Source organism: Nocardia sp. BMG111209, assembly GCF_000381925.1.
GTDB lineage: Bacteria > Actinomycetota > Actinomycetes > Mycobacteriales > Mycobacteriaceae > Nocardia.
Window position 1 is genome coordinate 87,658 of record NZ_KB907307.1, and the last position, 23,054, is coordinate 110,711.

Annotated in this window: 23 protein-coding genes; 14 read left to right on the plus strand and 9 right to left on the minus strand. The window is 67.8% G+C overall.

What is annotated here, in order from left to right; genetic code table 11:
- Window positions 1–21: 21 nt before the first annotated feature.
- A complete protein-coding gene (locus tag G361_RS41665) occupies window positions 22–729 on the minus strand; it encodes an HAD family phosphatase (protein WP_019925043.1) in 708 nt (235 codons plus the stop codon).
- A 266-nt stretch (window positions 730–995) separates the two neighbouring features.
- Here G361_RS41665 and G361_RS0100355 point away from each other — a divergent pair, with 266 nt between their 5' ends.
- A complete protein-coding gene (locus tag G361_RS0100355; RefSeq protein ID WP_019925044.1) occupies window positions 996–1,631 on the plus strand; it encodes a hypothetical protein in 636 nt (211 codons plus the stop codon).
- Window positions 1,632–1,637: 6 nt separating this feature from the next.
- Here the strand turns inward: G361_RS0100355 and G361_RS0100360 are convergent, their stop codons facing one another.
- Window positions 1,638–1,886 carry a helix-turn-helix domain-containing protein gene (locus G361_RS0100360; protein ID WP_019925045.1) on the minus strand — a complete coding sequence of 83 codons (249 nt, stop codon included), beginning with the start codon at window positions 1,884–1,886 and terminating at the stop codon, window positions 1,638–1,640.
- A gap of 445 nt (window positions 1,887–2,331) precedes the next feature.
- On the opposite strand from G361_RS0100360, the gene G361_RS0100365 reads away from it, so the two are divergent.
- On the plus strand, window positions 2,332–3,840 hold the full coding sequence (locus tag G361_RS0100365) for an NAD(P)/FAD-dependent oxidoreductase (RefSeq protein WP_019925046.1): 1,509 nt from the start codon (window positions 2,332–2,334) through the stop codon (window positions 3,838–3,840).
- A 72-nt stretch (window positions 3,841–3,912) separates the two neighbouring features.
- On the opposite strand, the gene G361_RS0100370 is transcribed toward G361_RS0100365, so the two are convergent.
- The gene (locus tag G361_RS0100370) at window positions 3,913–4,734 is read right to left on the minus strand and encodes a polysaccharide deacetylase family protein (protein ID WP_019925047.1); all 822 of its coding nucleotides are present in this window, start codon (window positions 4,732–4,734) and stop codon (window positions 3,913–3,915) included.
- A gap of 133 nt (window positions 4,735–4,867) precedes the next feature.
- Window positions 4,868–5,887: an Acg family FMN-binding oxidoreductase gene (locus tag G361_RS41670; protein WP_019925048.1), complete on the minus strand. Its 1,020-nt coding sequence runs from the start codon at window positions 5,885–5,887 to the stop codon at window positions 4,868–4,870.
- A gap of 429 nt (window positions 5,888–6,316) precedes the next feature.
- Between G361_RS41670 and sthA the strand changes: the two genes are divergently transcribed.
- Complete coding sequence (gene sthA / locus G361_RS0100380) at window positions 6,317–7,717, plus strand: Si-specific NAD(P)(+) transhydrogenase (RefSeq protein WP_019925049.1); 1,401 nt, start codon at window positions 6,317–6,319, stop codon at window positions 7,715–7,717.
- 49 nt (window positions 7,718–7,766) lie between these two features.
- Here sthA and G361_RS0100385 read toward each other — a convergent pair whose 3' ends face one another.
- Complete coding sequence (locus G361_RS0100385; protein ID WP_019925050.1) at window positions 7,767–8,684, minus strand: oxygenase MpaB family protein; 918 nt, start codon at window positions 8,682–8,684, stop codon at window positions 7,767–7,769.
- 305 nt (window positions 8,685–8,989) lie between these two features.
- On the opposite strand from G361_RS0100385, the gene G361_RS0100390 reads away from it, so the two are divergent.
- Genes G361_RS0100390 through G361_RS0100440 form a run of 11 tightly spaced genes read left to right on the plus strand, consistent with a single transcriptional unit; the run spans window position 8,990 to window position 18,844 of the window.
- Window positions 8,990–9,178 carry a hypothetical protein gene (locus G361_RS0100390; RefSeq protein ID WP_369797906.1) on the plus strand — a complete coding sequence of 63 codons (189 nt, stop codon included), beginning with the start codon at window positions 8,990–8,992 and terminating at the stop codon, window positions 9,176–9,178.
- A complete protein-coding gene (locus G361_RS0100395) occupies window positions 9,179–9,367 on the plus strand; it encodes a hypothetical protein (RefSeq protein ID WP_019925052.1) in 189 nt (62 codons plus the stop codon).
- Complete coding sequence (locus G361_RS0100400) at window positions 9,364–10,239, plus strand: ABC transporter permease (protein WP_019925053.1); 876 nt, start codon at window positions 9,364–9,366, stop codon at window positions 10,237–10,239. Before G361_RS0100395 ends, G361_RS0100400 begins: the two co-directional genes overlap by 4 nt.
- Before the next feature lies 1 nt (window position 10,240).
- Window positions 10,241–11,104 carry an ABC transporter permease gene (locus G361_RS0100405; protein ID WP_019925054.1) on the plus strand — a complete coding sequence of 288 codons (864 nt, stop codon included), beginning with the start codon at window positions 10,241–10,243 and terminating at the stop codon, window positions 11,102–11,104.
- Between the two features lie 9 nt (window positions 11,105–11,113).
- The gene (locus G361_RS0100410; RefSeq protein ID WP_019925055.1) at window positions 11,114–12,640 is read left to right on the plus strand and encodes an MlaD family protein; all 1,527 of its coding nucleotides are present in this window, start codon (window positions 11,114–11,116) and stop codon (window positions 12,638–12,640) included.
- Window positions 12,637–13,659, plus strand: a complete 1,023-nt coding sequence (locus G361_RS0100415) for an MlaD family protein (protein ID WP_019925056.1) — start codon at window positions 12,637–12,639, stop codon at window positions 13,657–13,659. The genes G361_RS0100410 and G361_RS0100415 overlap by 4 nt, the downstream gene beginning before the upstream one ends.
- Complete coding sequence (locus tag G361_RS0100420; RefSeq protein WP_036494270.1) at window positions 13,656–14,693, plus strand: MlaD family protein; 1,038 nt, start codon at window positions 13,656–13,658, stop codon at window positions 14,691–14,693. The genes G361_RS0100415 and G361_RS0100420 overlap by 4 nt, the downstream gene beginning before the upstream one ends.
- A gap of 7 nt (window positions 14,694–14,700) precedes the next feature.
- Window positions 14,701–15,816 carry an MCE family protein gene (locus G361_RS0100425; RefSeq protein WP_019925058.1) on the plus strand — a complete coding sequence of 372 codons (1,116 nt, stop codon included), beginning with the start codon at window positions 14,701–14,703 and terminating at the stop codon, window positions 15,814–15,816.
- A complete protein-coding gene (locus G361_RS41675; RefSeq protein ID WP_019925059.1) occupies window positions 15,813–16,955 on the plus strand; it encodes an MCE family protein in 1,143 nt (380 codons plus the stop codon). The genes G361_RS0100425 and G361_RS41675 overlap by 4 nt, the downstream gene beginning before the upstream one ends.
- On the plus strand, window positions 16,952–18,130 hold the full coding sequence (locus G361_RS0100435) for an MCE family protein (RefSeq protein ID WP_019925060.1): 1,179 nt from the start codon (window positions 16,952–16,954) through the stop codon (window positions 18,128–18,130). The genes G361_RS41675 and G361_RS0100435 overlap by 4 nt, the downstream gene beginning before the upstream one ends.
- 9 nt (window positions 18,131–18,139) lie before the next feature.
- Window positions 18,140–18,844, plus strand: a complete 705-nt coding sequence (locus G361_RS0100440) for a hypothetical protein (protein WP_019925061.1) — start codon at window positions 18,140–18,142, stop codon at window positions 18,842–18,844.
- 10 nt (window positions 18,845–18,854) lie between these two features.
- On the opposite strand, the gene G361_RS0100445 is transcribed toward G361_RS0100440, so the two are convergent.
- The 4 genes from G361_RS0100445 to G361_RS0100460 are packed head-to-tail and all read right to left on the minus strand — an operon-like array spanning window position 18,855 to window position 23,051.
- Window positions 18,855–19,619, minus strand: a complete 765-nt coding sequence (locus tag G361_RS0100445; RefSeq protein ID WP_019925062.1) for an ABC transporter ATP-binding protein — start codon at window positions 19,617–19,619, stop codon at window positions 18,855–18,857.
- A 47-nt stretch (window positions 19,620–19,666) separates the two neighbouring features.
- Entirely contained in the window at window positions 19,667–20,695 is a 1,029-nt protein-coding gene (locus G361_RS41680) for an ABC transporter substrate-binding protein (protein WP_019925063.1), read from the minus strand.
- 46 nt (window positions 20,696–20,741) lie between these two features.
- Window positions 20,742–21,602: an ABC transporter permease gene (locus tag G361_RS0100455; RefSeq protein ID WP_019925064.1), complete on the minus strand. Its 861-nt coding sequence runs from the start codon at window positions 21,600–21,602 to the stop codon at window positions 20,742–20,744.
- 39 nt (window positions 21,603–21,641) lie between these two features.
- The gene (locus G361_RS0100460) at window positions 21,642–23,051 is read right to left on the minus strand and encodes an NtaA/DmoA family FMN-dependent monooxygenase (RefSeq protein WP_019925065.1); all 1,410 of its coding nucleotides are present in this window, start codon (window positions 23,049–23,051) and stop codon (window positions 21,642–21,644) included.
- Window positions 23,052–23,054 lie beyond the last annotated feature (3 nt).

Sequence of the window (23,054 nt, forward strand, 5' to 3'; positions counted from 1 at the left end):
GATGAATAGGATTCGCGGGAATCAGGATACGAGATCGGGTTCCGGGGCCGAGATCTCACAGATGCGGCGGAGCAGGGCGGGGTTGTCGAGGTGATCGACATGGGCCCGGGAGCCGCGGGTGCGGGGACCGACGGTGAGCACCGTCAGGCCCGCGGCGCGGGCCGCGGTGACGCCGACCGGACTGTCCTCGATCGCCAGCGCCCGGTGGGGCGCCACATCGAGGCGGCGGCACGCGGCCAGATAGACGTCGGGGGCGGGTTTGGGGCCGGGCACCTCGTCGGCGGCGATGGTCACGTGGACCAGGTCCAGCAGACCGCCGTGGGTCAGCGAGGCGTTGAGCAGCGGCCTCGGCGAATTACTGGCAATGGCGACCGGCAGATCGCTCGCCGCCAGGGTCACGATCTCGACGGCGCCGGGCAGCGCGGTGGCGGCGACCGGCACGTGATCGATCACGGCCGTGAGCAGTTCGCCGGCCAGCCGGTCGGCGTCCGCGCACAGGATCGAGGTGAGGACCACCGCCATGGCCGGAATCGAGAGACCGACCACGCCCTCGTGGATCTCGTCCGAGCAGAGCCGGCCGCGCCGCTGGAACACCGCGTCCAGGGCATGCCGGACGCAGGCGTGCGTATCCATCAGCGTGCCGTCGCAGGCGAACACGATCGCCTCGGGGCGGCCGGGAATCATCGAGTCGGCCTGCTCCCGATATGTCGGCAGATGCGAGAACCCCATGAGTTCCGGTGTCTCCGTTCGTCGGCGGCAGCGCATCGGGATGCTAGCAAACGTCCAGTCAATCGACATTCCGGCACGCGGGCTACCGGTGAGTTCGTGGTCGCGGGCGGTCCCGGCCACCCGGCGTACCGGTGGCGACGCCGGGTGACCGTCGCATGCCGGACCGCGGTTCGTCCGCGAGGTCCACTTCGCCGGAGCGGGCCGGCGGATTGTGATGTGTGTCAGCACATCTGGTGTCCGCGCGGCGGCCGGACGACACTGAGCGCATGACGGAACTCGACGCCGAGTTGCTCGGCCGATGGGAATTGCTGGCGGGGCAGCGCGCGGGTGCGGTGGGCACGGCGGTGATCCGTTGTTATCGGGAGCCGCACCGCCGCTACCACACCGTCCGCCACCTCCGGGCCGTGTTACGGGTGGCCGACGAATTGAGTTCCGCCGCAGTGAATCTGGAGGCGATTCGGTATGCGGCCTTCTATCACGACGCGGTCTACGCGGTGCAGCGCGGCGACAACGAGGAGCGCAGTGCGCGACTGGCCGGCGCGGCGCTGCTCTCGATCGGGGTGCGGCCCGAGACGGTCGCGGAGGTGATCCGGCTGATCCGCCTGACCGTCGAGCACAACCCGGACGCGGAGGACGGAAACGGCGCGGTGCTCTGCGATGCGGATCTCGCGGTACTCGGGGCCGGGGAGCGTGATTACGCCGCCTATGCCCGTGCGGTGCGCGCCGAGTATCGGCATGTGTCCCCGGAGTTGTATCGCATGGGCCGGGCGGTCGTGTTGCAGCGATTCATCGACCGGCCGGTATTGTTCCGGACCGCCGCCGGGCGTGAAAGGTTCGAATCGAGGGCCCGGGATAATCTCGCGCAAGAATTGCGCGCGCTGCGGGTCCCGCCGATCGGGTAAGCCGCGTTATTTCTCGTCGATCTTGCTGATCACCGAGACGATGTCGACCGGGGAGATCCGCAGCGCCGCGCACAGATCGTGCAGTTGCCGCAGATCCGGTGAGCGCTCGCCGTTTTCGAATCGCTGGATGGTGGACACCGCCAGCCCGGAGGAGGCCGACAGTTGAGCCCGGCTGAGCCGGCGCCGGGCACGTGCCGCGCGCAGTTCGTCGGCGACGACCTGGTCGATCTTCGCGTGCACATCGAGTTTTGCCATGCGGCTGATTCTCAATGCCGAACGGGGAAAAGGCAATGGGTCCGGGGAATATTATTCCGCCACTCGGATATCGCGCAATCGGAGTTTTACACGAGCAACACGGATCTCGTGGATGCAGACATCATGGCACTCGGGTTCGCCGTGTTCCACCGGAGCCGGTAGATCCGGACCGGTCACCCGGAATATGTTGTCCGGCAATAAATTTCGATTCATCGGATGACCTGCGGCGGTGATCGGACGCCGGGCCGGGCGTATCCGGCGATACCTCGCGGTGCGAATGCGGCCACGACGGCGATTTGCCGGTCACCGCACCGGCGGTCTTCATCGGACGTGGCATCTGTGCCGGGTGACCACCCATGTAGACGTAACCATAAATAACACGTACCCTGCGGGTAGCGCGGCAGCGACGCCGCGGTCATCACCGGAGAACGAAACGAGTACCTCAATGACGCGGCATGTCGACGTACTGATCATCGGCGCGGGCCTGTCCGGTATCGGCATGGCCTGCCATCTGTCCCGCGAACAGGCCGACCGCAGTTATCTGATCCTGGAGCGCCGCACCGCCGTCGGCGGCACCTGGGATCTGTTCCGCTACCCGGGTATCCGGTCGGACTCCGACATGTACACCTTCGGCTACGGCTTCCGGCCCTGGCACGGCACCAAGGTGCTCGCCGACGGCCCGCACATCCGCGCGTACATTCAGCAGACCGCCGCGGAATACGGTGTGACGGAACACATCCGGTTCGGCCGCAAGGTCACCGCGGTGCGCTGGTCCGGTGCGCGCGGGCTGTGGACCGCCGAGGCGCTCGACGAACAGACCGGCGAGACCGAGACCTACACCGCGAACTTCGTGGTCGGCTGCACCGGCTACTACGACTACGACCAGGGCTACCGGCCGCGGTTCCCGGGCGAGGAGAATTTCCGGGGCACGGTCGTGCACCCGCAGCACTGGCCCGAGGATCTCGACTACCGCGGCAAGCGGGTCGTGGTGATCGGCAGCGGCGCCACCGCGATCACCCTGGTTCCGGCGATGTGCCGCGATGCCGCGCACGTCACCATGCTGCAGCGCTCGCCCACCTACATCGCGGCGCTGCCCGCCGAGGATCCGGTCGCGGTCGGCCTGAAACGTGCGAAAGCGCCTGTGGCACTGGCCTATCGGGTCGGGCGGGCCCGCAACATCGCATTGCAGCGGGCCAGTTATCAGCTGTCCCGGTCCAATCCGGCGCTGTCGCGGCGACTGCTGCTGGCCGCGGTGCGGGCACAGGTCGGGCCCGGCATCGACATGCGGCACTTCAGTCCGTCCTACGATCCGTGGGATCAGCGCCTGTGCATCGTGCCCGGCGGCGATCTGTTCAAGGCCCTGCGCGGCGGCCGCGCCTCGATCGTCACCGACCACATCGAGACGTTCACCGAGACCGGCATCCGGTTGCGCTCGGGCGAGGAACTCGACGCCGACATCGTGATCAGCGCGACCGGCCTCACCCTGCAGATGCTCGGCGGCGCGGAACTGGAGGTCGACGGGCAGGTCCTGGCCACCCGGGATCTGGTCGCCTACAAGGGCGCACTGCTCGGGACCGTGCCCAACGCGATGATCGTGCTCGGCTACACCAACGCGTCGTGGACGCTGAAGGCCGATCTGGCCGCCGAATACTTCTGCCGCCTGCTCGGTCATATGCGCGAGCACGGCTACACCCGTTTCGTCGCGGTGCCCGAACCCGGCGACATCGCACCGGAATCCATGATGGGCGGCACCCTGAGCTCGGGCTACGTCCAGCGCGGCGACGCGGTCGCCCCGCGGCAGGGCACCCGCGGGCCGTGGCAGGTGATCAACAACTATTTCCGGGACCGGGCACTGCTGCGCAAGGCCCCGCTCGAGGACGGTGTATTGCGCTTCACCCGCGACCGCGCCGCCGGACCGGTCGCGGACCGGCCGGCGGCGGTATCGGGCAGCTAGCGCGTCGGTCCCGCGCGGGCGGTCGGGCCGGTGCCGTTCGGCATCCGGGGGTGACCGCCCGCGGCCGGGCGGTCAGTCGGTGGCGAAGAGGTCGCCCAGGTTGACCGTGGCCAGTCCGCGATCGCGGATGATCCCGGCCAGCGCCGGCAGCGCGCGGCCCACGGACCGCTGATTGGCATGGCCGAGCACGATGTTCTGCGGCTGGAAGGCATGCGACGCGGCGCCGATCACATCGGATTCGGTGACGATGCGGCTGTCGCCGATGGTGTCGCCCCACAGGGTGATCGTCTGATAGCCGAGGTCGGCGGCGATCCGGTCGGTGGTGGCGTTGTGGCTGCCGTAGGGCGGCCGGAAGAACGGCCGGCCACTGACACCGAAGGTGTTCTGCAGGAACTGCTCGTTGCGGGTGATCTGGTCGACCAGCTGATCGTGGCTCAGCTTGGTGATGTCCGGATGCGACCAGGTGTGGTTGCCGAATTGGATCTGTCCCGAATCCAGCAGCGGCCGGAGCAGGCCCGCGTTCTCGGCCCAGGACGGGTAGACCCCGTTGGGGAAGAAGGTGAGCCGGAAACCGTTGTCGATGCACAACCGCGCGTAGGCGGCGACGACCTCACCGGTGGTGCCGTCGTCGACGGTGAACGCCAGTTGATTACCGTCGCCGGGCAGGCGGCTCAGGACACCCTGCGGCGCCGGGGCTTTCGGATCACCGTCGGGGATACCGTTGTCGTCGCCCGCGCTCAGGCTGGGAAACGGTGCGGCCGTGGCCGTTCCGGCGCCGGCGGCGACCAGTGCCGCGCCGAGCGCGACCCCGCGGAACAGGTTGCGGCGGTTGAGATCCGCAGTCGGGCCCCGAAGTAGCGGGGGTGGGAATTCGGAATCGGCGCAACGGACCATGGCTCACTCTTCCCCGCCCCCACGCCGTTGTGGTCGCGTGCTCGAACACCGTTATTCGGGGTCCGATTTTACCAGTTCGTCACATCGTCAACCGATACCTTTTGGCGCACAACTGATTACCATTTCCCCCCGGTCAGATCCGAACGGAGCTCGCAGCTTCCCGTACGTGCCCGATGGCGGTGTCGGACTCGATCACCTCGGCGGGTGCGCGGCGGGGTGTGGCGGGCAGCGGCTCGGCCTCGGCGGGCACCGAGCCGACGCGCACCAGCGCGTGCGCGAACGCGCAGTCGAACAGCACCTCCGAGCGCACCTCGTCCCGCAGTTCCGGCAGTTCCAGCGGTTCGGTCTGCAGACAGGTCGCCAGGCCGAGGCCGGTGGCCGTGAGCAATACGGCGCTGGCCGCCTCGCCCGCCTTGACCCGCGCCAGCCGATCGTCGGCGGGCGTGCAGAGCGCGAACCACTCGGCGGTGTCGTCCGGTAGCGGCCGATCGGCCAGTTCGGGTTCGGCGAAGAACCGCATCGCGAGGTCGCCGCCGCGTACCGGCGGGGTGTTGGCGGCGGGTACGCCGTCGGCGGTGCCGTGCCGGCCGCTCCAGGCCGACAGTTCGCGCTGATAACCCGGATCCGCGCGATGCCGGTCGGCGGCCAGATGACCGACCTCCGCCAGCAGATCGCGCAGGTTCGGCGGGACCAGCCGCGCGGCGGCGCTGTACGGCAGCGCGGCGCGCGCGACGGCGCGCAACTGCCGGGCCGGCACCGGACGCGGGCCGAAACGCCGCCGATCGGACCGCCGATCCGGGATCGCCGCGGCCATGTCGAGATCCTCCGGCGACGGCGCCGCCGTCGTGGCGGTGATGTCCGCGAGGTGGTCGGGATCGGCGAGATCGGGGAAATAGGTCACCGATGCCGTCAGACCGGCCTCGGCCAGCGCCATCCGCAGGTGGTGCAGCGCGGCTCCGCAACTGAGCAGCAACGCACGCTGGGAGGGGTCGGTGGCGGGTAACTGGCGGTCGCGGTCCGCGAACAGCCTGATGGTCTCCCCGTCCAGCCGCCACCGCCACGGTTGGGTGTTGTGCACCGAGGGCGCCCGCACCGCCGCGGCAACGGCCGTCTCGAAGAGAGCCGATACCTTGGTATTGCCGTCTTGCTGCATAGCTTCTGCCTCCACCCCATTCGCAGACAGATGTAGCGTGTCCGCACGTCGCGGGCCTGTTCGCCATCGAATTGTGACCAGTCGCACATCGGCGCCGATCTGCGCCGGAACGGACGGCCGCGGCCTCGGCCCGACCGTGACAAGTGCTCTCGCACCGACGCCACACTGTTATGGTACCGGTACTCGCCCGATGATTCGACCGGCCCCGGACGTCCGTCGAATATTCCCGGTGAATCGGGCAGGACTTGTTTCGCGGTGGCGGCGGCACTGCGTTTGCCGGGTTCGGCAAACATTCAGCACATGGTCCGAGCGCCTTTTTCTACGCGTGTCGGGGTGCTCGTGACCCGATCGGCAACTCGTCGGAATCCCGTCGGCCCGCGGCATTTCGGAAGCACATCGGATTTCACATTCCGCTGTCACACTGGCTGCATGTACGACTGTGACGTACTGGTTCTCGGGTCCGGTCCCGGCGGCCAGAAAGCGGCGATAGCCACCGCGAAACTCGGCAAGCGCGCGTCCATGGTCGAGCGGCGGGACATGATCGGCGGTGTGTGCATAAACACCGGCACCATTCCGTCGAAGACCCTGCGCGAGGCCGTCCTCTATCTGACCGGCCTGTCCCAGCGGGAGATGTACGGGCAGAGCTACCGGGTCAAGGAGGACATCACGATCACCGACCTGCTGTCGCGCGCACAGCACGTCATCGGCCGCGAGGTCGACGTGATCCGCAGTCAGCTCACCCGCAACCGGGTGGGCATGCTGCCCGGGATGGGCTCGTTCGCCGACGAGCACACCATCGAGGTGACGGACGGCACCGGCCGGGAGACCCGCATCACCGCCGAGAAGATCGTGATCGCCACCGGCACCCAGCCCGCGCGACCGGCCAGCATCGACTTCGACGGCCGGACCATCATCGACTCCGACGGCATCCTGCAACTCGAGCGGGTGCCGCAGACGATGATCGTGGTCGGCGCCGGGGTGATCGGCATCGAGTACGCGTCCATGTTCGCCGCGCTCGGCTGCAAGGTGACGGTCGTGGAGTCGCGCGAGCGGATGCTGGACTTCTGCGATGTCGAGGTGGTCGAGGCGCTGAAGTATCACCTGCGCGATCTCGCGGTCACCTTCCGGTTCCGGGAGACCGTCGCCGCGGTGGAGCGACATGCCAACGGCGCCATCGCGATCCTGGAGAGCGGCAAGAAGATTCCCGCCGAGGTGGTCATGTACTCCGCCGGCCGGCAGGGCCTGACCGAGCCGCTGAAGCTGGAGAACGCCGGACTGAGCGCGGATCGCCGCGGCCGGATCAGCGTTGACGAGTACTTCCGCACCGAGGTACCGCACATCTACGCCGTCGGCGATGTGATCGGTTTCCCCGCGCTGGCCGCGACCTCGATGGAACAGGGGCGGCTGGCCGCGCACCACGCGTGTGGCGAACCGGTGCAGACACTTTCGTCGCTCCAGCCGATCGGTATCTACACCATCCCGGAGATCAGCTTCATCGGCAAGACCGAGGACGAGCTGACCGAGGCGCGAATTCCCTACGAGGTCGGCGTATCCCGCTATCGCGAGCTGGCGCGCGGGCAGATCATCGGCGATTCCTACGGTGTGCTCAAACTTCTGGTGTCCAGTGAGGACCGGTCGCTGCTGGGTGTGCACGTATTCGGCACCGGGGCAACGGAACTGGTCCACATCGGGCAGGCCGTGATGGGATGCGGCGGCACCGTCGACTATCTGGTGGACGCGGTCTTCAACTATCCGACCCTCGCCGAGTCGTACAAGGTCGCCGCGCTGGACGCGATGAACAAGATCCGGCAGATCGATCACATGGGCTGACGAACCGCCCGGGGTCGGCGCGGCACCCCGGGTGGTCGCCACCACCCGATCAGATGAGCGCCTGGTGCCTGCGCAGTCGGCGCCGCACGTCGGCCATCATCGATCGGGTGCCGAAGGTACGAACGAATCGGGGAACGAATCGGTTCACGAAACCGACGAACAGGAAGAGATGGTCGAAGCGGCGCTGGTCCGTCGCGGACCACCGCACCCCCAGCTGCGCGCGGAAATGCGGCGGCAGGTAGCCGGCGGTGAGGAACCGGAGCAGATCGCCGAACAGTATGCGCGGCAACCACGCGATCATCCGCAGGTGCAGTAGATCGTCGAGGTAGGCGCGGACGGTCTCGTCGACGGCGACCCGCCGGCAGGCCTCGTTCCAGTAGACGTCGAAGTCGGCGCGGGTCGCGGGCCACATGTCCTCGGTGACCTGCAGTGTGGTGCCCAGCGTCGCGGACGTCGAGTAGAACGACCGGGCCTGTTCCGGGCTCATCCGCCCGTTGAGCAGTTGGTACGAGTCCTCGAATCCGATGTACAGGCATGCGGCGACCCACAATTGGAGGTTGCGGTCGAAGGCGTTGTACCGCACCGCCGCACCCGGTTCGGACCGCACCTGGCGGTGGGCCACGTCGACCGCCTCGCGGAAGGCGTACTTTTCCTCCGGGGTGCCCAGGATCGCGACCGCGAGGTAGGAAGCGGTGGTGCGCAGGCGTTTCCACGGATGCACCATCAGCGCGCCGGAATCGACCCGGCTCCGGGCCACGCCGTGGCCGACGCCGGGCAGCGCCAGCTGCATGGCGACATTGGCGGCGGCGCCGGAGAACTGCCAGAAATCCAGGGCGTCCGCCAGTCGCGGCGGCCGTTTGCCGTCCGCGCGATGGGTTCCGGGGGCGGCGATGCGGGTCTGTGCCGATGTCAGCGGCGGCCCGGACCCGGGTGGCGTGGCGGCGGTGCTCTCGGGGGCCGTAGTCATGCGAATCGCATCCTCCCTGGTGCCTGCCCGGCTGGGCGACGACTCCACTATGTTACTGACTATTCTTGATCCGTCGGCGGTACATGTGCAAGATTATCCATTGTAAATACGAGTTTCTGGCCTACTATGTGTCTGCTGGTTCTCCGACGTGACACCGGTAACCATCGCTGCCGCGGCGGCGGGGGAGCGTCGCCGGGAACTACGCGCGCCATGCGACGGAGCGGGTGCGCGCCCGGCGGCGGGCAGTGACCTGAAAGGACGTGCGGGACGTGATCGGACGCTTGGACCGGATACTCGCCTACGAGATGAAGGTGTCCGAATTCCTCGGCACCCTGATCATTCTCGGCATTCCCTACGGGCTCGCGGGGGTCGTCTGGAGCCTCACCCACACATCCCACCTGAAGCAGCTGCACGGCATCGACGTCGTGGTGTCCTTCCTCGGGTCGATCGTGTGCTGGCCCGTGCTCACCTTCGCGAATGTGTGCATGACGTAGATGATGATCCTGGTCCGGCTCATCGACCTCCTCGTGATCGGGGTCAAGGTCCTCGGTGGGCGAACGAATGTGAATCCGGTCCTGCGCTGGGGGCTGTGGCTGACCGTGTTATGTACCGCCGCAGCGGGTTTCGCCGTACTCGGCGTACTGCTGACGCTGTTGCAGCACCACCTGGAGGGCGAACCGTGACCGTCGTCGTGCCGCGGGGCGGGGTCGGCGAACCGGCCCCGGAACCGACCGAACTGGCGAGGATCGGCGCGAGCCTGCGCGGGCTGTGGCGCCGGCATCCGCAACAATCGCTGGAAACCCTCGGGCGGCAGGTGGATCTGGCCCGCGACGCGCTGCGTCAACTGGTCGTGTCGATCCTGACGGGCCGATTCCCCCACCGCGAGTTCATCAAACAGTGTGCGTTCATGACCAGCGTGTCGGCGGCCCCGACGGTGCTGGTGGCCATCCCGATCGCGGTGGTGGTGTCGATCCAGGTCGGCGCGCTGGTGAATCAGGTCGGCGCGACCACCTTCATCGGCGCGGTGGCCGGACTGGGCATCCTCCGGCAGGGCGCGCCGCTGGTCACCTCGCTGATGATCGCGGGCGCGGTCGGTTCGGCCATCACCGCCGACCTCGGCTCGCGGACCATCCGCGAGGAGATCGACGCGATGATGGTGATGGGCGTCGATCCGGTGCGGCGTCTGGTCGCGCCACGGATGGCGGCCGCGGTGCTGGTGAGCATGCTGCTGTGCGGATTCATCGTCTTCGTCGGCTTCGCGACCGCCTACATGTTCAACGTGTACGCGCAGCACGGCACACCCGGCTCCTTCGTCAGCTCGTTCGCCTCGTTCGCGGTGGCGAACGACATGGTGGTGGCGCTGATCAAGGCCGCGATCTTCGGATTGCTGACCGCGATCATCGCCTGTGACGTCGGCCTGCACGCGCACGGCGGCCCCGGCGGGGTGGCCCAGGCGGTGAACTCGGCGGTGGTGAGCTCGGCGCTGATGTTGTTCGCCACCAACATCCTGCTCACCCAGCTCTACAACACGCTCCTGCCGGCGAAGGTGGTGTGAGATGGGCAGCACCTACACACCCCCGGCGCTGCGCCCGGTGCGGATGGCCGCGAACGTGGCCGCCGTGCCGGTGGCGGCGAACCGCCGGCTGGGACATCAGGTCGTCACCTTCTTCCAGGCGCTGTTCGCGATTCCGTTCGTACTGCGGCACTACCGCAAGGAGGTGCTGCGGCTGACCGCGGATGTCGCGTGGGGCAACGGATCTCTCGTGGTCGGCGGCGGCACCATCGGAGTCATCGTGGCGCTGTGCGGATTCGGCGGCATCACCGTCGGCATGGAGTCGTTCACGGCGCTGAACCTGCTCACCATGAGCCCGCTCACCGGCGCCATCTCCGGCTTCGCCACCACCCGGGAGCTGGCGCCGATCGTCGCGACGCTGGCGTTCGCGATCCAGGCCGGCTGCCGGTGCACCGCGCAACTCGGGGCGATGCGGATCTCCGAGGAGATCGACGCGCTGGAATCCATTGCCATCCGGCCACTTCCGTACCTGATCAGCACCCGGATGATCGCGGCCACGCTGACCATCGTGCCGCTCTACAGCGTGGGCCTGGCCAGCGCGTACCTCACCACGAAACTGTCGGTGCTGCTGCTGGGGGGCACCACCGCGGGCACCTACGACCACTACTTCCATCAGTTCCTGCTGGGACCGGACGTGTTCTGGTCGCTGCTGAAGGTCGTTGTGTTCGTACTGGTTTCGACGTTCATCCAGTGCTACTACGGCTTCGTCGCCACCGGCGGGCCGGAGGGCGTCGGGGTGGCGGCCGGGCGCGCGATCAAGATGGTCATCGTCGTCACCGTCTTCACGGATCTGTTCATGACACTGGCGATCTGGGGTATCGACCCCGGCTTCCGGATCTCGGGATAGGGGCCGGCGATGATGATGGATCCCAGTGGGCGCGGCGCCACTGCCCGGCAGCTCACCCTGGCCGGACTCGGCATGATCACCGCGGTGGCCCTGGTCCTGTTCCTGCTCGGGCTGCGCTACACCGGCCGCTTCGAGGCGAAGACCACCGTGACGGCGGTACTCACCAGCACCGGCGACGGGCTGCCCGCCCGGGCCGACGTGAAATTCCGCGGGATGATCGTCGGCCGCGTCGAGGACGTCGAGGTGGCCGCGCGCGGCGACAGCCAGCGGGCTCGGCTGGCGCTGCAACCGCAAGTGGCACAGACCATTCCGGCGAACGTCGCGGCACGGGTGGTGCCGTCCAACATCTTCGGCGTGACCGCCGTGGAACTGGTCGACACCACTCCGACGGCGTCGGCACTGCGTGCGGGAGCGACGATTCCGGAGGACCACAGCGAGGCGACCGTGCAGTTGCAGACCGCGCTGGACGTCCTGCGCACGGTGCTGAACAACATCCGGCCCGAGAAACTCGGGCGGGTGCTGTCGACGCTGGCGGCCGCGCTGGACCCCTCGGCCCGGGTGCCGGGCTCCACCGTGGAGCGGCTGGACCGGTGGCTCACCGAGGTCCGCGGTATCGACGGAATCGGGGATCTGCTCGGCAATCTGGGCCGGGCGGCGACCGCGCTGAGCGTGTCGGCGCCGGATCTGGTGGAGACGCTGTCGAAGTCGGTGACCACGGCCCGCACGCTCACCGAACAGCGCGCGGATCTGGTGCAACTGCTGACCGGCGGCGGGCATGCGGTCGACACCGTCAACGGACTGTTCGCGCGCAACCCCGATTCCGGGAAGTACCTGGTGTCCGGACTGAACGGGCTGTTCGGCAGCCTGGCGGAGGATCCGCAGGCCATTCCGTACTCCATCGCGACGTTGAACACCGCGTTGCAGCGCTTGCAGAGCACCTTCACCTTCGGCCCGAAGAAACAGATGCACTGGAAGATGAACGTGTCGTTCACGCCCTTCCAGCAGTACACGGCGAAGGACTGCCCGCACTACGGGTCCATGGCCGGCCCGCGCTGCGGTGGCCCGAGTGTGCCGGATGTGGCTCCGCCGCAGGACTATCCGCCGCAGCTGGTACCACACCGGCTGGACGCGGCGGGCCCGGCGCCGGTCGTCCCGGCGCTGCCCGCGGGTCCGGGCACACAGGGCGTGCCGAATGTGCCGGGGATTCCGGGCTTTCCGATGATTCCGGTGATCCCCGGGATCACGGGTCCGGTAGCGCCGGGTGCGGCCGCGCCGATGGTGCCCGGCGGTACCGCGACGGGTCCGGTTGTCCCGGGGGCGGCGAATCCCGGTGCGCCCGTAGGGCCTGCGCCGGATGCCGTGGCGCCCGGTGCGCCGGATGGCGGCGGGGCGGATACCGCGCCCGCCGGGTTGCGCGGCGCCGATGCCGTCGCGGCGCTGGTGGGTGGCACGCCGAATATGGCGCAGGTGCTGTTGCTGTCGTCGGTGCTGGCCGGTGGCTGTCTGGTTCCGGCGGACGGGGAGGACGGATCGTGAAATCCGGAAAGGCGGCGGCGGGCTTCGGCATCTTCGCCGTGATCGCGGTGGTGCTCTCGTACACCATCTGGTCCACCCTGGAGCGATCGGTTCCCGGTCGTACGCACAGCTATTCGGCGGTCTTCTCCGATGTGCTGGGCCTGCGGATCGGCGACGACATCCGGATGGCCGGGGTGCGCGTCGGCCGGGTCGATCGGATCGACTTCACCGACGGGTACCGGGCCGAGGTCGGGTTCCGCGTCCAGAGCGATCAGCATCCGACGGATACGACCAAGGCGCTGGTGCGTTACCAGAACCTCATCGGGCAGCGCTACATCGCGCTGCTGCCCGGCAAGGATCCGGGGCGGCCGCTGCCGGCCGGCGGGCGGATCCCGATCGAGCGGACCGAGCCGTCCTTCGACGTGTCCTCGCTGCTGTCGGGCTTCGAGCCGTTGTTCGGTGTGCTGCAACCGGATCAGGTGAACTCGCTGTCGGAGACGCTGATCCAGGCGCTGCAGGGCAACGGGGTGTCGCTGAGCGCGCTGGTGACGCAGGCCGCGCAGCTGGCGACCACCTTCGGGCAGCGCGATCGCATTCTCGGCGAGGTGATCTCGAACCTCAGCAGCGTGATCGCGGGCCTGTCGCATCGCAGCAACGACCTGGAAACCCTCATCACGCAGGCGCGTTCACTGGTGGAGGCGCTGTATTCGCAGGGCACCGCGCTGAAATCCTCGGTGGAACGGGTTGCGACGGCGACGGATTCGCTGTCGAACATCATCGCGCAGCTGCAGCCCGATCTGGTCGACGCGCAACACGACGCCACCGCCGGCGTCACACTGCTGTTGCTCAACGGCGCCTCGCTGGACCGGGTCGCGGTGGAGTTCCCCGATATCTTCAACGCCGTCGCGCGATTCAGCAGTTACGGCACCTACGGCAACGCCTACATCTGCAGCCTGGACGTGTCGCTGTGGGGCGTACTCTTCCCGCCCGGCCTGTTCGACCAGGTGGGCGGCCGATCCCATTCGGAGGTGTGCCGATGACGGCCCGACCACGCCGGTTCCGGATCCCCGCGATCCGCCGGCCCGGGTTCCTGCGGAACCGATATCTGCGGCTGGGGCTGTTCGCCGCCGGGATCGTCGTGCTGCTGCTCGTCGGATCGACCGTGGTGAAACAGGCCAGGCTGGGCGACCGTGCCATCTCGGCCGAATTCGAGCAGGCCGCGGGCCTGCGCCCCGGCGCGACCGTCGATGTCTCGGGCATCGAGGTCGGGCAGGTGTCGAGCGTCGCGCTCGACAACGGCAAGGTGCTGGTCGGCATGAAGGTGCGCCGCGACATCCGGCTCGGTGACGACGCGCGGGCGGGCATCGAACTGTCGACGATCCTCGGCCGGTTACATGTCGATCTGACGCCGGGGACCGGACCGGCGTTGCCGGGCAACCGGATTCGGCTCGATCACACCTCGGTGCCGTACAACCTCGGCAAGGTGATCCAGGATCCGCAGTACAAGTCGTCGTTCGAGCGGATCGAGCGGCTCGATCCGCAGAAGCTGCGGCAGGCCCTGGATCTGGTGGATCGGCAGATGGGCGATTCGCCGCAGCTGGCCGTGCAGGCGCTGGACAGCGTGGGGGAACTGGCGAAGGTGATCAACGACCGGCGCGACGAGGTGGACACCCTGCTGAAGGGGATGGACACGGTCTCGACACTGGTCGCGGACAACCAGAACAGCGTGCTGTTGCTGCTGACCCGCGGTGAGGCGATCGGCCGGGCGGTGCAGCAGCGGCAGACACTGTTGAAGCAGCTGCTGGACAACGTCGCGTCGCTGTCGAAACTGTTGCAGCAGATGGGGTTGGAGAACGACAACCGGCTCTCGCCGCTGATCGGCGATCTGAACACCATGTCCGAGGGCCTGCAGAAGAACCAGGCCAACCTGGACCGGCTGTATCAGGTGATGCCGGTGGCGCTGCGCCAGTTCGACAACGTGGTCGGCGACGGGCCCTACGGAAATGTGTACGCGCCGTGGATATTCCCGGACAACTGGCTCTGCTTCGCGCAGGCCGTCGCGGGATGCGGGTGAGGCGGGGATGACTGTGACCGGATTCGGAAATCGCGTGAAGACGGCCGTGCTGTGCGCCGTCGCCGTACTCACCTCGGCGTGCGGGCTGCTGCCGGGAACCCTGACGGCGGTGCCCGGCCAGTACCTCGGCAACCGCATGACCGTGACCGCCGATTTCGAGAACGTCGCGGGCCTGTACGCGGGCAACGACGTTGCGGTGCTGGGGGTTCCGGTCGGCACCGTGGCCTCGGTGACGCCGAAGGGCACCTACGTACAGGTGGTCATGTCGCTGGATCGCGACGTGCAGATCCCCGCCGATGCCATGGCGGCGCTGGTGAATCCGCAGCTGATCACCAATCGGCACGTGGAACTCGCGCCGGCCTACACCGGCACCGGCCCGACCCTGACCGACGGCGCCTATATTCCGTTGCAGCGCACCAGGGTTCCGGTCGAACTGGATCGCATCCTGGAGAATTTCTCGCAGCTCGGCGATGCGCTGAAGGGCGACAACCAGACCGGCCCGCTGGCCAGCCGGGTGTTGTTCCCGCTGCTGAACGGCAACGGCGACCGGCTGCGGGAGACGCTCGACGCGCTGTCCTCGGCATTCGAGGTGACCTTCGCCGACAAGGACCAGATCTCCACCACCATCGTAAAACTCAACGACATCACGCAGGTGATCGCGTCCAACGATCAGACCGTGCGCGACTTCAGCGGGCGGCTCACCGAATTGGTGCAGCTGATGGGTGAGCAGGCGCCGGGCATCCAGGCGGTGCTGACCCAGCTCGACGATTTCGTCACCGACACCGCGAGTCTGGTGGGGGAGAACCGGGAGCAACTGGCCGGGGCGCTGAACCGGTTCCTGGCGATCACCGCGGACATGCGGGCGAATTCGCGCAACCTCACCGAGATCGTGGACCTCTTCCCGCTCACCTTCCAGAACCTGTCCAACGCCACCAGCCGCGAGGATCAGGCGCTGCGATTGCACGGGCTGCTGGACAAGTCGGTACTCGACAGCGAGGCGTTGTCGACGTTCTGCGAGCGGATCCGGATGCGCCTGGACGGCTGCCGCACCGGCAAGGTCCAGGACTTCGGTCCCGACTTCGGGCTCACCGCCGCACTATTGGGGATTGCGAAGGCGAAATGAGACTGCGCACAACGACGATCGGCGGACTGATCACCGCGGTGGCCCTGCTGGCAGCGAGCGGCTGTGCGGTCACGGTGGATTCCGTGCCGATGCCCAAACCCGGCCTCGGCCGGCCCGGCTACATCGTCCACGCCGCCTTCGCCGACGCACTGAATCTGCCCGACCACGCGCACGTGAAGATCGGTGGCAGCGATATCGGCGTCGTCACCGGGATCCACACCACGAATTTCGTGGCCGATGTGCAGATGCTGATCCGCGACGACATCCGGCTGCCCCGGGGCACCACCGTCGAACTGCGGCAGGCGACTCCGCTGGGTGACATGTTCGTCGCGATGAGCCTGCCCGCGGCGAAGGACGCGGGCGAGCCGATGCGCGACGGTGACACCATCGGCACCGACCACACCGCCGCGGGCGCCTCGGTGGAGCAGCTGATGATGTCGGTGTCGTTGCTGCTCAACGGCGGCGGCATCAATCAGGCCGCGAAGATCACCACCGAGATGAATTCGATGTTCGCCGGGCGCGCACCGGAACTGGCACACCTGCTGACCGAGCTGACCGCCGTCATCTCGGCGCTGAATCAGCGCACCGGCGATATAGATTCGGTGTTGACCGGCCTGAATTCGCTGTCGGGTGCGCTGGCCGTGCGCAAGACCGAATTGGGCGCTGCCGCCGACACTTTCCCGGCCCTGATCGGCCTGCTCACCGAGAACAACCAGCAGATGGTGGATCTGCTCACGAAGGTGGCGACCACCACCGACGCGCTGGGGGATTTCGCGACCACCAGCGGACAGGATCTGGTGGGCCTGTTCCAGAGCATTCAGGCGCTCATGTCGGCGTTCGCGCGCAGCGATCAGCTGACCGGGGCACTCGACGGTGTCCACAACCTGTATCCGTCGATGATGGCGAGCCTGCGTGGCCCGGCCCTGGCGGTCGCGGCGACCGTGTCGTATCTGAGTATCGGCGCGCTCAGCGATCCGTCGGGCAGCCGCCTGCCGGAGCTCGGCGATGCGGGGCAGTTCGTCGGCAGCCTGCAGCAGGTGTTCGAGAAGGTCCTCGGCCGCTTGAACAGTCCGCCGCGGCCACCGGACGCGGGACCGGATCCCGGTGCGCCCCAGCCACAACCGGGAGGAGACCGGTGAACTCGCCCCTGTGGCAATGGGTGGTGCGGCATCGCGTCGGCGTCGCCAATATCGCGTTGATCGCGGTGCTGCTGGTGGGCTGCGGTTACATCGGCGGATCCATCCTGCGGTTCGATCCGCTGCCGCACACCTACGACGTCACCGTCGAACTCGCCTCCTCCGGCGGCCTGCGCTCCGGCAATGATGTCACCTTCCGCGGCAGCCGGGTCGGAACGGTCCGGGCGGTACGGGTTTCCGGTGACGGCGTCGCCGCCGTCGCCCGGATCGACGATGCGGCACGGATTCCCGTGGGCGGCACGGTCGCCGTGGGCCGGTTGTCCGCCGCGGGCGAGCAGTACCTGGACTTCCGGCCCGATTCCGATACCGGGCCCTATCTGCGCGACGGTGCGCTGATCGATCGTTCGCGCACCCGGATCCCGGTGCCGATCCAGTCGGTGTTCACCAACCTCAGCGAGTTCATCGGCGGGCTGAATCCGGACCGGCTCGACACCATCGTCGACGAACTGGACAAGGCGCTGGCGGGTGGCCCGGACAAGTTGCGGGACTTGATCTCCGGGCTCAGCCACGCCATGAACGGGCTGAACGACCTGCTGCCGCAGACGCGGCAACTGCTGGAGAACCTGGAGATCATCGGTGCCACCACCCAGCACGCGCAACCGGACCTGACCACGCTGACCAGGTCGGGCAGCGCACTGTTCGATCAATTCGCCTCCGCGGACCAGGAATTGCGCACACTGCTGAAGCAGGCGCCGGGACAATTGGCCACGCTGGACGGTTTCATCGCCGAGACCCAGGATCCGATCACGAATCTGGTCACGAATTTCGTCGCGATCACGAAGGCCGCCAAGCTGCGCACCCCGGCCATCGAGGCGCTGTTCCCTTCGCTGCGAGTCGGTTCCGAGGCGCTGGGCATCCCGGCGCACGACGGGATGTACAACACCCTGGTCGATATCTGGCCCCGGCCGACCTGTGAATACGACACCATCCCGGTGGTCGCGACCGATACGCAGGCCGATACCCGGGTGCGTCTCTACAACTATTGCGTCACCGACAATCCGGCGCTGCAGATCCGCGGCTCGGCCGACGCGCCGCGCCCGAACGTGCCGGACAACGGCGCCACCGCACCGCCGGGCGTCACCGGCAACGAACTGTCCCAGCCCGTTCCCGCCCGATAGGAGAACTTTATGAGCGACAAGGAAGTCGCGCCGCCGATCGACGAATCCACCACGCAGCCTGAGGATGCCACCCTGGCGGAGCCGGCCGTTTCCACCGTGGCGGAGCCGCCTGTTTCCACCGTGGCGGAGCCGGCCGATACCGTCGAGACGGAACCTGTTGCCGCCGAGCGGAAGTCGCGCACGCTGCGCATCACCCTGCCCGCCCCGGGTCGGGCCGGTCGCCTGGCCGCACAGGCCGTGGTGCTGTTCGCACTGGTCGCGGCGATCGCCTCGGCTGTGTTCTTCCATCACCGCGACCATCAGCAGCGGGAGCTGGCGGCGGCCGAGCGGGACGCGCGCACCGCCGCCTGCGCCTACGCGCCGGTGCTGGCGAATTACGATGCCAAGAACCTGGACACCTACTTCGCCGCGGTACTCGCGGGCGCGACCGGCGACTGGCACAAGCAATTCGACTCCACCAGTAAGGATCTGCGCGATGTGCTCACCCAGGGGCAGGTGGTGTCCAAGGCCACCGACGTGCAGTGCGCGGTCCGCAGCAACGACCGCGATTCGGCCGAGGCGATCGTGGTGATCGGCCAGACCATCACCAGCCTCGGCACCCAGGGCAAGCCCGCACCCGGGCAGTTGTCGATGGTGATGCGGTTGCAGCGGTCCGGCGGCCATTGGCTGGTCGACAAGGTGAATTCGCCACTGGCACAACCGTCCCGGCCGTGAGGCCCGCCGCTCAGGAGGCCGCCGAGCGCTCCTCGACCAGGGTCAGCGCGTCGTAGATCGCACTCTCCTTGGCGAGCAACGCGATATCGCCGCGCCGCCGCGGCCGCGGTTCGTCGATGACGAATTCGCGGGCGACCCGGCCCGGCCGTGGCGACAGCAGGACGACCCGGTCGGCGAGATAGACGGCCTCGCCGACGTCGTGGGTCACGAAGACGACCGTCCGGCGCCGGGTTTCCCACAGCGCCAGCAGATCCCGTTGCAGCTGGATGCGGGTGAGGTGGTCCACCGCCCCGAACGGCTCGTCCATCAGCAGGACGTCCGGTTCGGCCGCCAGCGTCCGGGCGATGCCGGCGCGCTGGCGCATCCCACCGGACAGCTGATGCGGGTACTTCTTCTCGAAGCCCGAAAGGCCGACCTGGGCAAGGTATTTCGCCGCCGCGCGGCGACGCTCCCCCTTGCCCACCCCGCGGAACTCCAGCCCGATCTCCACATTGCGTTCGACGGTCCGCCACGGATACAGCGACGCGTCCTGGAACACCACCCCGAGGCGTTCGTTCGTGCCCCGGACCGGTTCGCCCTCGAGCAGGACTTCGCCCTCGGTCGGCTGCTGCAGGCCGGCCAGGATCTCGAGCAGGGTGCTCTTCCCACATCCGCTCGGCCCGAGCAGGACGACGAATTCGCCGTCCTCGACGGTCAGATCGATACCGTCGAGCGCGCGTACCGGGGGATCGGTGGGGAACTGCTTGCCCAGTCCCCGTACTTCGAACGTTGCCACGGGTGTGTCACCTCACTGCTGTCGGGCGGCCGCGGTGTCCCCGGCGCTCAGTTGGCCGGTTTCGGATAGGAGAACGGCTTCACGAACTCCTGTGGGATGAACCGGGTATCGATGTACTTGTCCGCGTCGTACCGGGTGTTCTGGAAACCGACCGAGATCTCGATGTCCTGGGTGTCCGAGATGGCCTTCGGATCGATCGCCGGATTGTCGTCCCAGATGTCGTCCTCCTGCTTCAGCGCCGCCTCGACAGCCTGCGGATCGATGGTGCCCAGCTTGGACTTCAGCCACGGCAGGTATTCGTCGTAGTGTTCCTTGGCGTAGGTGTACGCGGTGAAATACGCGCGCAGGCCGTGGCGCAGCAGATCGGGATTCTTGTCGATCACATCGTTTCCGGCGATCAGCACCCCGGTGTGATAGGTCGGCAGATAGTCCCAGCCGCGCGCGAGGGTGACCGATTTGCCCTGCAACTGACCGAGCGCGGGGAACGGCTGATGGATGATGGTCGCGTCCACCTGGCCGGTGGTGAGCGCGCCGTACGCCTGCTGGTTGACGCCGTCCGCGACGAATTTCACGTCCTTGTCGGGATCGACGCCGTTGGCGCTCAGGATTTTCCGGGTGTAGGTCTCCATACCGCTGCCGGCGACCGCGATGCCGATCGTCTTACCCTTCAGATCCGCGACCGTGTTGATGCCGGGGCGGGCGATGAGGAAGAACGGTCCCTTGCTGCGGAACGCGGAACTGACGATCTTGATGGGCGCACCCTTCGCGGCCGCGCGCAGATAGGTGTTGGTGGGCCCGAACGCGTAGGTCAGCTCGCCGGTCGCGACGCCGGTGACCGCGTCCTGGACCTGCGTGAATTTCACGTCCAGGCCCTCCTTGGCGAAAATCCCCTTCTCCACGCCGAATCGGAGCGGCAGCTGCGTGTATTCGGTGCTGTCCTGCAGGGTCAGGGTGGTGTGCCCGTTCGTGCCGGAACTGTTGCCGGACAGCGAATCCACCGTTCCCGAGCAGCCGCTCACGACCAGCGCGAGCGCCGCGGCGCCGACGAGTGCGGCCAGGGATTTCTTCTTGAACACGGTATGTTCCTTCGATATTCGATGTTCCGGCGCGGAAGTGCCGGAGTCAGACGTATTTCCAGCGGAGGAGGACTTTCTTCTCCAGCAGGTCGACCGCGGTGATGATGAGCACGGAGAACACCGTGATCGACAGCACCAGGGCGAAGAGTTTGGCGGTGTCGTACACCCCGATCGCGCGGTTGAGCATGTTCCCGAGTCCGGCCTTCGACGCGACGATCTCGCCGAACAGCGCGGCCACCAGAGCGGTTCCGGTCTCGACCCGCAACGCGGCGACGATGCTCGGCGCCGCGGACGGCAGGATCACCTTCACGATCGTCTGCAGCCGCGAGGCGCCGTGCGCGCGAGCCACTTTCAGATGGCTGTCCTGAACCTGCCGGATTCCGGCGATCGTGTTGAACACGAACAGGAAATAGCCGAACAGGAATACGATGACGATCTTGTGGTTCACCCCGACGCCCAGATACAGCGTCAGCAGCGGAATGATCGTCACCTTCGGCACCGCCATCGCCGCGGCGACGAACGGGTTGAGGAAACGTTCCCCGGCCCGGGACAGGCCCATCCAGGTGCCGGTCGCGACCCCGATCACGAAGGCGAGCACGGTGCCCACCACCGCCTCGTAGAGCGTGATCAGCAGATTGCCGAACAGATGCTCCTGCGTGATGAGATGCGGGAACACCCGCAGGATCTGGGTGGGGGAGGCCAGATAGATGGTGCCCACCCGGCCCGAATCCACCAGCCATTGCAGCAGTCCCAGCACCGCGGCCACCGTGATCGCCTGCCCGCCCAGGATCGCCAGATTGCGCTGTGACAGCGCGCCGCGCCGCCGCCGGGCGCGGGGGGCCGCCGGGGCCTGCGGTTCGGTCGTCACCACCCGGTCGGCGACGAGTTCGGCGTGATCGAGGGTCATCGTCACAGTCCTTTCGTGTGCGCGGAAGTGCGCGGGAGTTCAGACGGCGAGCCGGCGCCGCCGCGCGGCCGGCCGGGCCAGGCCGAGGTGGTCCCGGAACGTCGTACCGGGATATTCGGTGCGGAACAGCTTGCGCCGCTGCAACTCCGGCACGACCAGCTCGGTGAAGGCCCGCACCGAACCGGGGACGAAATCGGGAAAGATGTTGAACCCGTCCGCGGCCCGCTCCTCGAACCAGTACTGGATGTGATCGGCCACCTCGACCGCGTCGCCGACCACCGTGCGGGTGCCGACGGTGATGCCGTTGATCAGATCGAAGAAGGTGATCGGCTCCGGGCCGGCCACGGTGCGGCGGGTGGTTTCGGTGATGCCCGCGAACACCTTCCGGCCCTCCGGGCCCGACGTGTCGAAGATCGCCCGCGGTACCGGATCGTGATGCCCGTATCCGGTCACGTCGACGCCGAGCACCCGGGACACCGAGGCGAGGTTGCGTTTGAGTCCCTGACCGAGGCCGCCGAAGCGGACGGTGTCGACCACCTCGCCCTCCGGGTCCAGGGGCAGCAGCGCGTTGAGCCGGTCGTAGACCTCCACCGCCGCCGCGGTGGTGGCCCCGACCACGACGCTCAGCCCCGGCAGGATCCGGATGTCGTGGTCGGTGCGTCCGTAGCGGGCCGCGCGCGCCTTCACATCGGCGTAGTACTCCTGTGCCGCTTCGAGATTCGGCTGTCCCGCGAAGATCACGTCGGCCTCGCGCGCGCCGAGTTCGCGGGAGCGGTCGGAGGTGCCGGCGTGCAGCAGCACCACCTGCCCCTGCGGCGGCCGCGCCACGTTCAACGGCCCGCGCACCGAGAAGTGTTCGCCCACATGGTCGATCGTGTGCAGCTTCGACTCGTCGAGGAACCGGCCGCCGACCTTGTCGCGCGGGAAGGCGTCGTCCTCGGTGCTGTCCCACAGATCCCGCACCACGTCGACGAACTCGTCGGCCCAGTCGTAGCGTTTCTCGGTGTCCCAGTGCGCGTCCCGGCTGAAGTTGTGGGCGGCGGCGCCGTCCGCGCCGGTCACCAGGTTCCAGGCCGCGCGGCCGCCGCTGAGGTGGTCCAGCGAGCCCAGCAGCCGCGCCACGGTGTAGGGGTCGTAGTAGGTCGGATTCGCGGTGACGGCGATGCCGATGTGCGAGGTCGCCGCCGCGATCGCGGCGGCCACCGTGAACGGTTCCATCCGCGACATCTGGGCCGGATTGGTCTTGGCCAGTGCCGGATCGGTCGCCAATCGGTCACCGAGGAACAGGAAGTCGAACTTCGCCGCCTCCACCAGGCGGGTCACCTCCTGGATGAAGGCGATGTCGAAGGCGCCGTCGGCCTTCGCGCCCGGGTAACGCCAGCCCGCGGTGTGGGTTCCGGTGGCCCAGAACATCAGTCCCAGGTGCAGTTCACGCTGTGGTTCGGACATCGG

Coding starts and splice junctions, on each gene's coding strand:
- G361_RS41675 (WP_019925059.1), top strand. CDS start 15,813: ATGAGACTGCGCACAACGACGATCGGCGGACTGATCACCGCGGTGGCC.
- G361_RS0100355 (WP_019925044.1), top strand. CDS start 996: ATGACGGAACTCGACGCCGAGTTGCTCGGCCGATGGGAATTGCTGGCG.
- G361_RS0100390 (WP_369797906.1), top strand. CDS start 8,990: ATGAAGGTGTCCGAATTCCTCGGCACCCTGATCATTCTCGGCATTCCC.
- G361_RS0100405 (WP_019925054.1), top strand. CDS start 10,241: ATGGGCAGCACCTACACACCCCCGGCGCTGCGCCCGGTGCGGATGGCC.
- G361_RS41670 (WP_019925048.1), bottom strand. CDS start 5,887: ATGCAGCAAGACGGCAATACCAAGGTATCGGCTCTCTTCGAGACGGCC.
- G361_RS0100420 (WP_036494270.1), top strand. CDS start 13,656: ATGACGGCCCGACCACGCCGGTTCCGGATCCCCGCGATCCGCCGGCCC.
- G361_RS0100370 (WP_019925047.1), bottom strand. CDS start 4,734: ATGGTCCGTTGCGCCGATTCCGAATTCCCACCCCCGCTACTTCGGGGC.
- G361_RS0100440 (WP_019925061.1), top strand. CDS start 18,140: ATGAGCGACAAGGAAGTCGCGCCGCCGATCGACGAATCCACCACGCAG.
- G361_RS0100410 (WP_019925055.1), top strand. CDS start 11,114: ATGATGATGGATCCCAGTGGGCGCGGCGCCACTGCCCGGCAGCTCACC.
- sthA (WP_019925049.1), top strand. CDS start 6,317: ATGTACGACTGTGACGTACTGGTTCTCGGGTCCGGTCCCGGCGGCCAG.
- G361_RS0100395 (WP_019925052.1), top strand. CDS start 9,179: ATGATGATCCTGGTCCGGCTCATCGACCTCCTCGTGATCGGGGTCAAG.
- G361_RS0100360 (WP_019925045.1), bottom strand. CDS start 1,886: ATGGCAAAACTCGATGTGCACGCGAAGATCGACCAGGTCGTCGCCGAC.
- G361_RS0100365 (WP_019925046.1), top strand. CDS start 2,332: ATGACGCGGCATGTCGACGTACTGATCATCGGCGCGGGCCTGTCCGGT.
- G361_RS0100460 (WP_019925065.1), bottom strand. CDS start 23,051: ATGTCCGAACCACAGCGTGAACTGCACCTGGGACTGATGTTCTGGGCC.
- G361_RS0100455 (WP_019925064.1), bottom strand. CDS start 21,602: ATGACCCTCGATCACGCCGAACTCGTCGCCGACCGGGTGGTGACGACC.
- G361_RS41665 (WP_019925043.1), bottom strand. CDS start 729: ATGGGGTTCTCGCATCTGCCGACATATCGGGAGCAGGCCGACTCGATG.
- G361_RS0100425 (WP_019925058.1), top strand. CDS start 14,701: ATGACTGTGACCGGATTCGGAAATCGCGTGAAGACGGCCGTGCTGTGC.
- G361_RS0100385 (WP_019925050.1), bottom strand. CDS start 8,684: ATGACTACGGCCCCCGAGAGCACCGCCGCCACGCCACCCGGGTCCGGG.